8 protein-coding genes are annotated in these 12859 nt (G+C 38.3%); all 8 read left to right on the top strand.

The features are described 5' to 3' along the window. Positions 1–220: 220 nt before the first annotated feature. The 8 genes from F7732_RS15815 to F7732_RS15780 all read left to right on the top strand — a co-directional run bounded on the left by F7732_RS15815 (position 221) and on the right by F7732_RS15780 (position 12592). The gene (locus tag F7732_RS15815; RefSeq protein WP_151574979.1) at positions 221–1219 is read left to right on the top strand and encodes a DUF3231 family protein; all 999 of its coding nucleotides are present in this window, start codon (positions 221–223) and stop codon (positions 1217–1219) included. Between the two features lie 51 nt (positions 1220–1270). Next, positions 1271–1717, top strand: a complete 447-nt coding sequence (locus F7732_RS15810) for a hypothetical protein (RefSeq protein ID WP_151574978.1) — start codon at positions 1271–1273, stop codon at positions 1715–1717. A 320-nt stretch (positions 1718–2037) separates the two neighbouring features. Then, complete coding sequence (locus tag F7732_RS15805; RefSeq protein ID WP_151574977.1) at positions 2038–2343, top strand: hypothetical protein; 306 nt, start codon at positions 2038–2040, stop codon at positions 2341–2343. Between the two features lie 185 nt (positions 2344–2528). Beyond that, positions 2529–2999 (top strand): peptide-methionine (S)-S-oxide reductase, encoded by a 471-nt coding sequence (locus F7732_RS15800; protein WP_151574976.1) that lies wholly within the window; start codon positions 2529–2531, stop codon positions 2997–2999. A 21-nt stretch (positions 3000–3020) separates the two neighbouring features. Next, positions 3021–4055: a threonine aldolase family protein gene (locus F7732_RS15795; RefSeq protein WP_151574975.1), complete on the top strand. Its 1035-nt coding sequence runs from the start codon at positions 3021–3023 to the stop codon at positions 4053–4055. Positions 4056–4463: 408 nt separating this feature from the next. Beyond that, positions 4464–6968, top strand: a complete 2505-nt coding sequence (locus F7732_RS15790) for a GH39 family glycosyl hydrolase (protein WP_151574974.1) — start codon at positions 4464–4466, stop codon at positions 6966–6968. A 469-nt stretch (positions 6969–7437) separates the two neighbouring features. Next, positions 7438–10185: a glycoside hydrolase family 3 N-terminal domain-containing protein gene (locus tag F7732_RS15785; protein ID WP_161598898.1), complete on the top strand. Its 2748-nt coding sequence runs from the start codon at positions 7438–7440 to the stop codon at positions 10183–10185. Positions 10186–10258: 73 nt separating this feature from the next. Next, complete coding sequence (locus F7732_RS15780) at positions 10259–12592, top strand: glycoside hydrolase family 3 C-terminal domain-containing protein (protein WP_151574972.1); 2334 nt, start codon at positions 10259–10261, stop codon at positions 12590–12592. Positions 12593–12859: the final 267 nt, after the last annotated feature.

Raw genomic sequence — 12859 nt, 5'->3', positions numbered from 1 at the left:
CAAATTTGGCAGCTTGTTTTGTTTGAGCAGAGGGATAAAAATGTACTAAGACCTAGTGAATACTGCCCGCCAGCACACAAAAAAGAGGGCTAAATAGAGAAAATCCAACCCTACATATAGCCAAGGATTTCTTGCTATAATTGAAAAAATTGGAGAAATATTCATAAGTATTTTTTAAAAAGGGGATACTATCCAGAGTTATAAATCTGGGGGGATTTCTATGGAAACTCATCATATTCGCTTAACTTCATCTGAAGTTGGCGGTCTATGGGCAAATTATATAGCGGATTCTATGTTTGTATGTGTTTATAAGTATTATTTAACAAAAGTTGAAGATCAGGAAATCAAAAAAGTTATAGAACATGCTTTAGATTTGTCTCAGCAGCATGTACAAGTGGTTACAAAAATTTTTAAAGAAGAAGGACACGCTATTCCTCTTGGCTTTACGGAAAACGATGTTCATGTGGATGCTCCAAGGCTTTTCTCTGATGAGTTCTTATTAATCTTTACGAAACAGATGACGAAAGGGGCTTTAGTTACATACGGGGCGGCTTTGCCACACGTTTTTCGCAATGATATTCGAGAGCATTTTATGTCTTGTATTTCTTCAACAATGGAGTTATTTAATGAGACAACAGACATGCTGCTTTCCAAGGGCCTCGAGGTTAGGTCTCCATATATACCATATCTGCAAGAAGTGGATATGGTTGAAAAACAGCATTTCTTAGCTGGTTGGTGGGGAAAACAAAGACCATTAACAGCCATAGAAATCACCCATCTATACTCTAATATTCAAACGAACCATATGGGAACAGCAACCATAACCGGTTTCGGACAAGTGGCAAAGAATAGTGATGTCCGGAATTATTTCAAAAGAGGCAAAGAAATTTCCAAGAATCAAATTCAAGTTATCATTAATTACTTACATGAAAATGACCTGCCAGCACCTGTAACCTGGGATGCAGAAGTTTACGATTCAACCGAATCCCCTTTTTCCGATAAATTAATGCTGTTTATGATTTCGATGATGACTGCTGCTGGCATGGGTAACTATGGTACCGCGCTTTCAGCAAGTCCAAGGCGCGACATTGCTGCTGATTATGTTCGATTTCAAGGTGAAATTGGACTCTATGCGGAGGATGGGCTAAATCTACAAATTAAGCATGCGTGGCTGGAAAGACCGCCTCATGCAGCAGACAGAGATCAGCTGATGAAATAAGGAGACATGACCGCTAATTATTATAAAATCCTAAAAAGAGGTTAGACAGATGTGAATCCAAAAGAAAAATTGTTATGGAGCATAGCTTTTCCAGGTTTTGGTCAATTGCTTAACGGTAAGTATCTGAAAGGATTTCTTTTTATTCTATTGGAATTTATCATCAATGTTCAATCCAATTTTAATCAGATTATTTTCTTTAGTTTTAATGGAGAAATCAATAAAGCAATTGAACAAACCGAATACCAATGGCTGATGTTTTATCCTTGTATTTACTTCTTTTCCATGTGGGACGCTTATAAGGATGCAGGTGGAGACAAGGAACAATATGCCTATTTGCCTTTTGTCGTTCCTGCATTTTTTGTTACGATTGGGCTTATGTATGCAGAGAGGGTAAGGTTATTTGGTGTATGTCTGGGGACCGTTTGGTTTCCGATGTTGTGTGCAATTCCAGGGGTTGTGGTAGGACTTCTGCTGAGGAAAATATTCAGGAATGTGTAGGAAACCCTAAATGCTGGTATATAAACTTAGAGCATTCGTATGGTAATAACGCTTCTAATACGGCTGCTCAGAGTGGATAAAAAAATGGCTGAAAAAGCACACATATTTGTATCTTTAAGGATTAAACATAATTGAATAGCCTTATTTTATATCAGCTGCTTATATTGATGATACATCAGTCAATGAAGCGGCTGTTCTTTGTCCGCAAAGGTACATTTAATGAAAAAAAATCCATTTATATATATAATAATTCCATTATATGGAGTATGGAATAGCATCTTGAATTTTATAAGGGTTGAAGATTAGGAGAGTGAGTGGAAATGGATTTATTTGCAATGTTTCTAATATGGGGGATTCCAGTATTATTGGTATGGAGCTTTATTTTAAGTATTCGCCATATGTTAAGAGAGCCTAAAGGGGAGCAATTTTTAGGGCGGACACTCACGTTTATTGGTTCCATTATTTCTTATACGATCCATTCACTGGCTGCGTGGTTTGGGATCATTTGTATCATTTTTGGCATTACCGGTTTTACAGTTGGCGGATTTATAATCCCGATCCTATTTATCCTATTTGGCGGATTTTTGGTGCGCAATTATTTTCCGCGCTTTAATATGCCAGAGTGAATGTTCATTAGCTATAGATTAAGTTGCCAAGTTAGGTAGCTTGTTTTTTGGGAATGGAAAGTTTACTAGATTGAGTCTAGGATAATCATTGAAAACAAGAGACTCAAATGTTTTTATTTATAGTGTCTTTCTAGCTTATAATATCTATTAAAAGTATATAATCTTCATTACCAAGGAGAATCACTATGGAAACAGTCTATTTTGCAGGCGGATGTTTATGGGGTGTGCAAGCTTTTATTAAAACTTTACCTGGAGTAAGGTTTACAGAAGCAGGACGAGCTAATGGAACAAGTCAAACACTACATGGAGATTATGACGGTTACGCAGAATGTGTAAAAACAGAATATGATCCCAACGTCGTATCAATCACAGAATTAATGGGCTATTTTTTCGAAATTATTGATCCATACAGTTTGAATAAACAAGGCCAGGATGTTGGGAAGAAATACAGAACAGGAGTATATAGTGAAAAGCCTGAACACTTAATCGAGGCGAAAGCTTTTCTTAGTAAGAGAAATGATTATGACCGTATTGTGGTGGAGGTACTGCCTCTTACTAACTATGTGAGAAGTGCAGAGGAACATCAAGATCGGTTAGCTCGATGTCCGGATGATTATTGTCATATTCCTGAAGAATTATTAAACAAATACAAGTAGGTTAAGCTGGAGGGGCTATACATGATACGTTTTGAAAATGATTACGCAGAAGGGGCGCATCCGCGGATTCTGCAGCGGCTCATCGATACGAATGAAGAACAGTCACCTGGATATGGAATGGACGAACATTGTGCAAAAGCCAGAGAGTATATTAGAAAAGCGTGTGACAGAGAGAATGCAGATGTGCATTTTTTAGTTGGAGGCACACAGACAAATACAACGATTATCTCTTCTATTTTGCGTCCGCATCAGGGAGCAGTGGCTGCCATTACTGGACATATCGCTGATCATGAAACGGGTGCCATAGAAGCCACCGGTCATAAAGTGCTAACTCTGCCTAGTGATAATGGAAAAATTAAAGCAGGGCAGGTAAAGGAATTATATGATGCTCATTGGAATGATGCCGCACATGAGCATATGGTTCAGCCAGGATTGGTATACATATCGCACCCTACTGAAAATGGGACGACCTACAGTAAATCCGAATTGGAGGAATTAAGTAAAGTTTGCCGGGAATGTGATTTACCTCTGTTTATAGATGGTGCCCGCCTAGGATATGGCCTTGTTTCAGAAGGCAGTGATTTATCCTTAGCGGATCTGGCTAAACTTTGTGATGTATTCTATATCGGCGGAACCAAATTAGGAGCAATGTTCGGGGAAGCGGTAGTGATCATGAATGATCATCTAAAAAAGGATTTTCGGTATATGATCAAGCAAAAAGGAGGAATGCTGGCTAAAGGGAGATTATTAGGCATTCAGTTTGAAACACTGTTTGAAGATAGCTTATATTATGACATATCTAAACATGCTGTTGAAATGGCGATGATGATTCGAGAGGCGTTTGTGGATAAAGGGTATTCATTGCGATATGATTCCAAAACCAATCAGCAGTTTCCGATTTTACCACATGAAGTGTTATCGAAATTAGGTGAAAAATATTCGTTTTCCTATTGGGGGAAAGTGGATGATGGGAAAAGTGTTGTGAGATTCTGCACCAGCTGGGCTACGAAGAAGGAAAATGTTGAGAGGCTGATTGAGGATATTAGGAATCTGTAATATTGTTGTGTAGGTAAAGGATACTTCATTTTGAGCGATTTTTTCTTCAAAGTGGAGTTTTTTTGCGGACGGGGACCAGTCCTCAGAAACCAAGTGGATCGAGGAACTTGCCATTGGCCCCCGTTTTGAGAACGAGCTTGTTCATAAGCGGAGAAACTTCCCTTATTTCTAAAATAACGCTAAAAATGGCCAAAATAGAGGGAGAAATTCCGGCTATTTGCTCAAAAAGTGTGAAAAAGAGCGATTTTCGAGGAAATAACAGGAAAATTTCCGCTTATTTAATCCAAAAATAGCGCTAAAATGAAAATAAGCGGAATATCTCCGCTTATTTGAATCCGGGTTGAGCGTCTAAAAAGAGGTTGGGTCGAGGAACCTGTCCCCAAAACCCATGTCCAAGGAGAGTAGATCATGCAATACCAATATGAACAGATTAATTATCAGGATGATCTGCCAGTTAATATATTCACTCAAACCGTTGAACGTTTTCCATATCATTGGCATGAAGATACAGAAATACTGCTGATTCTGGATGGAGAATTGGAGATTCGGATTGACAAGGATCGCTATAGACTTGAAAGCGGAGATATCTTTCTTGTTAATGGGAATGAGCTTCATTTTATTGATTCATATACAGGCTATGGAAAAACTCAGGTGTTAGCCATGCAGATGGATAGCCGGTATCTAAAAGAGTTAGGCATTGATATGGAGCAAAAGCGATTCTACCTAAATTCTAGAGATGAAAAGAATGCACCAAAAGGAATTATGGATGAACTAAAATATATTCTTGCCAATATGATGGATTTGATTATTAATAAAAAGAGTCATTTCCAGCTAAAGATGAAGAAGTGGCTATTGGAGCTTGCGGTAATTCTGCTGGAGCATTTTGAGGTAAAGACCAAAACCGACGATACGCAGGCCGATCATGACCAGAGACTATTAGAAATTTTAAAGTATATGAACAAGAACTGCATGAATGCTGGTTTAAGTTTACAGAATATAGCGGATGAATTCACGCTGAATCCTCAATATTTATCCAGGTATTTTAAGGCCAAGGTAGGCGTGTCCTTTAAAAAGAAATTAGATAATATGCGATTGAATAAGTCTTTAATAGCCCTGCAGACAACCGATCAAACAGTCACTGAAATAGCATTGCAATATGGGTTTCCAGATAGCAAAGCGTATTACCGTGTTTTCAAAGAAGTGATCGGGACAACACCTAAAGAGTTTCGCGATGCCTTTAAGGTGGAAGTCGAAAACAACATCGCTAAGGATTACCTCAGTATTAATAGCAGTGAATCACTGGCAAATTTGTTTAAATATCTTCAAAGAGAGCGAAATAACCAAGAGGTATATAAACAAAAGTCGAGGTCTGTTACGGTTGATTTAACACAATCAAAAAGACCAATCCATCATACATTTACGAATTTGCTGACGTTTGGCTATGCTCCACTTGCTTTAAGACATGATTTTAATCAGCAGCTTACACAGATTCAAAAGGAAATAGGCTTTAAATATGTTCGGTTTCATGGCATTTTTGCCGACCAGATGCACGTATACAATGAAAACTCCGATGGAAGCTATTATTTCAATTTTAATTATATTAATGTAATTTTAGATAACCTGCTTAAAGCAAATGTGAAACCTTTTATTGAAATAGGATTTATGCCAAAGGATTTAGCTTCGACTGAGCATACAATTTTTGTATGGGAAGCTCACGTCTCACCGCCAAAACTGATGGAGAGATGGAAAGAATTAATGGAAGAGTTTGTCCGGCATTTAATTAATCGGTATGGATTAGATGAAATTAGAACATGGTATTTTGAGTTTTGGAACGAGCCGGAAGTTCCATTCTTCTGGAGAGGAACCAGAGAGGAATTTTTCACCTTGTTTGCGGAGACATATGAGTCGATTAAATCCATTGATTCTAAAATTAAAATAGGCGGATTCAGCAGTATTAATTTTGTTAAATACCATTCATGGATTGACGACTTTCATTATGTCACTGCCAAAAAAAATATAGATTTAGACTTTTTCACTTTTCATGTTTACAACCTGGCTCGTAAACCAAACTTTGAACCACAAGCTCATAAAAAGACACCTGTTGAGAATATACAGAGTGTGACAGATTTTAAGTCCATCATGATTGGTGATGAGCATAATCTTTCGTCGAATATAGACTCTGTTTTGGAGAAAAGCAGCGCCTTACACAAGGATATAAAAGAAGTTTGGATTACTGAATGGAACGGAAACAGCGATAGCCAGGATTTACTTCATGATACATGTTATATGGCGGCGTTTATCGCTAAAACAGCAATTGAAAATTTTGAAAAAGTTAATGGAATGGGATACTGGACGTTTACTGATGTATTTGAAGAGTTTAGCCCAAAAATGTCTTTGTTTCATGGCGGGTTTGGTCTCATGACCTACAACGGCATCAAAAAGGCTGGATATCATGCTTTCTATTTTTTAAGTCAACTTGGAAATGAGCTAATAGTAAAAAGGGAAAATATGATCGTGACGAAAAGGGGCGAAGATTATCAGATTATAATCTACAACTACAGTCATCCTAACTACTTATATCGCTCTTTCGACTACTCGCAATTGTCACAGGAAAGTCGATACTCTGTTTTTGAAGATGAGAAAGTCCAAGCTTTTCAAGTCACCTTGAATGGTATGAATGGAGGGTATCGCATGAGGAAGCAATATGTTAATCGCGAGCAAGGGTCCTCCTACGATTCCTGGGTTAATATTGGTGCACCGATCGATCTGGACGATGAAACGGTTGGCTATTTAAAAGGAAAAGCAGAGCCCGGCATAAAGATCGAGGATATAAGTGCAAATCAGTCTTATACACTTATAACTGAACTGCTGCCCCATGAAATTCAATTTATAGAGTTTAAAAAACGTTATTAAATATGTAATCAGACCATTCGCAAGAAGATAAAGCGGATGGTTTTTTTTGTTCAATTGGATACCTGCATATTAGGTGTGTGTCAAAAATCGTAACAATTATTTATATATTCCACCTCCATTAAAAGAAATCTTTTACAGCTTGTTTATAAATAGGTCATTAATTGGAGCAAGAATTCTATTGTATTGGAATGAACTATATCCTAGGACTCTATATACTTGATTTACCTGCTTCAACAGGTGCTGCAATGATTTGATAACGTTTTCTAAGTACCGCTTTAATGTGCAAGGAGAAAATAAACTATGTAAGGTAGAGGTTTTTCGTAATAATGGAAGCGCTCACTTAAAGGGAAGTTCATTAGAGATGGTTCAATTGATGATGGTAGACTTTTAATTCAAAAGCATGCTTCAAAGTTACCATCGAGTTTGTATTGAAAAGAAATTAAAGAGCAAAAAGGCAGGAGGGGTCATTTTGTTAGAATATTTTAAAAAGAGAAAAGCCTGGAAGCAGGAAATATCGGAACAAGTGAAAAAGGATCGTGCAAAGCGCAAGGAAAGAAAGCAGGAAATTTCAGTGCTGCCTGAAGCAGAAAAGAAAGCAGCAATGAACAGCGATAAATTGTTGCGAAAAGAACAGAAGCAGCAAAGAAAAGAAGAACTTAAATCTTTAAGCCGTAAAGAAAGAAAAGCAAGGAAGAAAGAAATAAAGATGTACAAAAAAATTAAGAATAGACCTAGACGTATTGCTGGGTGGTCAGCTGCTGCGATCTTGCTGCTGATTGTTGGGGTAACGTTAGGACCGACAGCTTTAAGCGCAGTTGAAAATATGACTGGTAAGCATATTAACATTGATACTACAAGCGCAGAGGCAGTCAAAGCCAGAGAAGCGGCTGATGCCATTTCAGAAGAAATTGCCAATGAAGGGATTGTTTTATTAAAAAATGAAAATAATTCACTTCCATTAGCAGATAAAAAGCTTAACATATTTGGTTCCAATGCTTTTAGTTTTAAATATGGCGGAGGCGGGTCTGGTGGAGCGGACCAAACACGTGCTGTTCCTTTATTTGATGCCCTTGAGAGTGCAGGAATCCAATATAATCAGGAATTATATGATTATTATGCGAGCCTGCCGGAATTAGAAGGAGCAGCAGGTGAGGCAGATGCTGGTTTTGTTCAAGTCGTTAAAGGGATGTTAGGCGGTGCTGAGACAGCTGGTGAACCAGATGTTTCGGATGCTGCTTTAGCACAAGCGAAAGAGTACTCTGAAAATGCAATGATCATTATTCAAAGTGACTCTGTAGAAGCATCGGATGTAAGCAGTGATCAATTAAAGTTATCTGAGGAGATGCATGCTTTAATTGAGAAAGTAGCTGAAACCTTCAGTAATGTGACCATTGTTGTGAATGCCGGAAATACTCTGGAATTAGGAGTTGTTGAAGAATTTCCAAGCATTCAGTCCGTCCTATGGGTTGGAACACCGGGACCTTTTGGAACGGTTTCACTTGCAAAGGTACTATCAGGCGAACTGAATCCATCTGGGCGCATTACGGATACGTATGTGTATGATGTAGGATCTGCACCAGCAAGTGAAAACTTTGGCGATTATCGATATGAGAACTTAGACAAAGCTTACCTTAATTATGAAGAAGGAATTTATGTAGGCTACAGATTCTATGAAACTTACTATCAAGGCAATGAAGAGGGATACAAAGAAACCGTTCAATTTCCTTTCGGTTCAGGTTTAAGCTATACAACATTTGATTGGAATATAACAGAACAGCAATTAAACAATGAATCTATTCAATTGCAAGTAGAAGTGACAAATACTGGTGAAGTGACTGGAAAAGATGTCGTTCAAGTGTATTATTCTGCTCCTTATACGCAGGGAGGAATTGAGAAGTCTGCCATTAACTTAGCTTCATTTTCAAAAACTCAATTACTTGAGCCAGGAGAGACTGAAGTAGTAACGATCAATTTTGATACTAGAGATATGGCTTCTTATGATATGAAAAATGAGAATTATATTTTAGAAAGTGGAACATACCAAATTAAGCTGGGGAAAAATGTCCATGAAATTGACAGTACACTAGACTTTGAATTGGCTGATGACATTGTGTATGAAACAGATGCCGATACAGGAACAGAATACAAGAATCGCTTTACTGAATCAGAAAACGAATTAACGGTACTGTCCCGGAATGATTGGGAAGGAACATACCCTTCAGATGAAGATGATTCAAAAATCGCTTCAGACAAAGTGATTGAGAGAGTTCAAGGTCATGAGTTTCATGACGATGTGGAAATGCCTGTAACAGGGGCCGAAAATGGCCTTAAATTAGAAGATTTAAAGGAATTAGATCATGATGATCCTAAGTGGGATGAGTTCTTGGATCAGCTCACTGTCGATCAAATGATTGAATATGTAACAGAAGGGGCATATCATACAGGAGCCATTGATGAACTTGGAATACCAAATACCGTTTTAATGGACGGACCAGCCGGATTTAATTTCTTCTTTAAGAAGTTTGAAGCTGGTGCATATCCAAGTGAAATCGTGATCGCATCAACTTGGAATCATGAATTAGCCTACGAGATGGGTGAAGTAGTTGGAAAGGAAGCTAAAGCATACGGAATACACGGCTGGTACGCTCCGGCTCTGAATATTCACCGCTCAGCACAAGGTGGAAGAAACTTTGAGTATATGTCCGAAGATCCTGTATTAAATGGTATGATTGGTGCCAATTTATCAAAAGGTTCGGAAGATCAAGGGGTTATCGTCTTCATGAAACACTTTATTATGAATGAGCAAGAAACAAATGCACGCTCAGGGATGCTAGTATGGTCTAATGAGCAAGCCATGCGAGAATTACATCTGCGTCCTTTCGAAATAACGGTAAAAGAGGCTGGTGTAACAGGTGCCATGTCCAGTTTCTCTTATATCGATGGAAAATGGGCGAATCCAGCATTATTAAATGGAATGTTAAGAGAAGAGTGGGGATTTGAAGGCGTAGTATCTTCTGATGCAGTATTCGGGTTCATGGAACCACAAAAGGCTATTACTTCTGGCAATGATCTGATGCTGGATATTCTCTCGGTTCCAAACAATCAGAAACAGTTAGAAGAAGCATATGCTAACCATCCAGAAGCGATTACAGCAGGACTGCGAAATAGCATGCATAACTCACTATTTGCAACACTTCAAACTTATTTATTTGACTAAACTTATTTTGATATATAAGGAGAAGGCGGTCTAAGTTCGCCTTCTTACTATTTTTATAGAGTGGCGGTGCAATATGAAATATAAAAACTTAATTAAACAAATGACATTAGAAGAAAAAGCTTCACTCATGTCTGGAGAAAACTTTTGGAATACAAAGGCAATTGAACGCCTCGGCATTCCTTCCATTATGCTAACCGATGGACCACATGGACTGCGTAAACAAGGCGGTAAGGCTGATCACCTTGGCTTAAATAAAAGCTTGCCAGCCACATGTTATCCAACAGCAGCAACGCTGGCAAACAGCTGGGATAAATCACTTGTATACAAAGTAGGACAAGATATTGGCAAGGAAGCAAGCAGTGAAAAAGTAAGTGTCTTACTTGGCCCAGGTTTGAATATTAAACGTAATCCACTTTGTGGGCGTAATTTTGAATATTTTTCTGAAGATCCATACCTGACTGGTGAACTGGCCAGTGAAATGGTAAAGGGAATTCAGTCAAATGGGATTTCAGCTTGCCCGAAGCATTATGCAGTGAATAGCCAGGAACATATGCGAATGACCATTGACGAAATTGTAGATGAACGTTCGCTCCGGGAAATCTATTTAACTGGATTTGAGAAAGTAGTAAAAGAAAGTAATCCGTATACAATGATGTCTTCCTATAATAAAGTAAATGGTGATTATGCAAATGAAAATCAGAATTTAACTGACATTTTATATGATGAATGGGGATTTGATGGCGTTATTGTCACAGACTGGGGCGGGAATAATGACCGTGTTGCAGGGTTAAAGGCTCATAATCAGTTAGAAATGCCATCCACTAACGGCATCACAGATAAAGAAATTGTGGATGCCATACAGGCAGGAACACTTGATGAATTTATATTAGATGAAGCGGTCGATCAATTGCTGACCCTAATATTTAAAGTGGGTTTTGAAAATAAGGAACCAGTCCATGTTGATTATGAAGAACATCACAGTAAGGCAGTTGAAGCTGCCCGTCAATCAATCGTACTTTTGAAAAATGAAAATCGAATTCTTCCTCTTAAAGCGGGAACCAACGTAGCGGTGATTGGTGATTTTGCAAAAAATCCAAGATATCAAGGTGCAGGAAGCTCGTTAATAAATCCCTATAAATTAAGCAATTCACTTGATCATTTACAAAAGTCTTCTTTAAATATAACTGGATATGCGCAAGGATTTAAGCGGATGGGAGCGAGCAGCAGTAAATTGGTGCAAGAAGCAGTAAGTCTTGCTAAATCTGCTGAAGCAGTCCTTTTATTTATTGGTCTTGACGAAAGCAAAGAAGCAGAAGGAGTAGACAGAGAGGATTTAAAACTAGCTCAAAATCAATTAGAACTTGTGGAAGCTATAACAAAGGTAAATAAGAACGTAATCGTTGTACTAGCTGGCGGCGGAGCCCTTGAACTGCCATTTGCAGATCAGGTGCAAGGCATTATACACACGTACCTTGCTGGACAGGGCGGCGGTGAGGCAGTTGTGGATTTATTGCTTGGCAAATTCAATCCAAGCGGCAAACTAAGCGAAACATTCCCAATACAGTATACGGATGTTCCATCATCAGATTATTACCCTGGAAAACAAGCAAGTAGTGAACATAAAGAAGGACTATTTATCGGTTACCGTTATTTTGAAACAGCTAATGTACCTGTGCGTTATCCGTTTGGATATGGACTATCTTATACAACATTTGAGTATTCCGATATTGTGATAGATGGCCTTCATGTGTCGTTTAATTTGACCAATAGTGGTGATGTGGCGGGAGCCGAGATCGCACAATTGTATATTGAAAAGGCAGATTCGGTCATTTTCCGTTCTAAAAAAGAATTAAAAGCTTTTGATAAAGTCTACTTGGAACCAGGCGAAACGAAGCAGGTATCGTTAACATTAACAGATCGAGACTTCTCTTACTATAATCCTGAGATCAAAGATTGGGAGATTGAGTCGGGGAATTATATGATTCAGATTGGCAGCTCCATTCAAGAAATTCATTTAGAGGGCACGGTTGAAATGGCTGGTGCTTCACCATCTGTATTCTTAAAAAATAGTTACCCTTACTATGCATCAGCGAATGTAAAGCAAATCACTGATTCAGAATTCGAAAGTTTACTTGGGAGGGAGCTTCCTCCAAAAAGTTGGGATCCTCATAAAGAGCTCGGAATGAATGACACTATTAACCAGGCACAATATAAAAACTGGGTAGGCAAATTATTATATAACTCTATTATGTTCGTCCACCACTTCTTAAAAAAAATTGGAAAACCACTAACGGCAAACAACGTATACTTTGTGATTAACATGCCATTCAGGCAAATTGACCGCTTTTCAGGCGGGAAAGTAAGTAAAAACAATGTGGAGCGATTGCTGCGGTGGATTAATCGATAGAACCATAAACAAAAGAACTCTTTCATCCATGTTTTGGTGAAAGAGTTTTTTGTTTGGTTTATGAAGCTTATCTAAGAATCTGATATGCCTCATTAGATAGATAAAATAGTGTAGTATCGCACCCGCACGCTGCTCAGTCACCTTTGCCAATTTTGCCGCGTTAAAGAAAAGTATCTATATCCTGGGAGGAACTTCCTTAGGTGTATTTATCATCTCTACTGTGTTCATAGCGATAATGACGATGCCGGATTATATCTGGAGCTGGAT

It is taken from the genome of Bacillus mesophilum, assembly GCF_008923265.1.
Taxonomy (GTDB): Bacteria; Bacillota; Bacilli; order Bacillales; family Cytobacillaceae; genus Cytobacillus; species Cytobacillus mesophilum.
Note: the sequence above shows the minus strand (reverse complement) of the source record. Positions and strands in the feature narration are given on the sequence as shown.

Excerpts from the sequence above, each read along its gene's own strand:
- F7732_RS15805 (WP_151574977.1), top strand. The coding sequence starts at position 2,038 with ATGGATTTATTTGCAATGTTTCTAATATGGGGGATTCCAGTATTATTG.
- F7732_RS15815 (WP_151574979.1), top strand. The coding sequence starts at position 221 with ATGGAAACTCATCATATTCGCTTAACTTCATCTGAAGTTGGCGGTCTA.
- F7732_RS15790 (WP_151574974.1), top strand. The coding sequence starts at position 4,464 with ATGCAATACCAATATGAACAGATTAATTATCAGGATGATCTGCCAGTT.
- F7732_RS15795 (WP_151574975.1), top strand. The coding sequence starts at position 3,021 with ATGATACGTTTTGAAAATGATTACGCAGAAGGGGCGCATCCGCGGATT.
- F7732_RS15780 (WP_151574972.1), top strand. The coding sequence starts at position 10,259 with ATGAAATATAAAAACTTAATTAAACAAATGACATTAGAAGAAAAAGCT.
- F7732_RS15800 (WP_151574976.1), top strand. The coding sequence starts at position 2,529 with ATGGAAACAGTCTATTTTGCAGGCGGATGTTTATGGGGTGTGCAAGCT.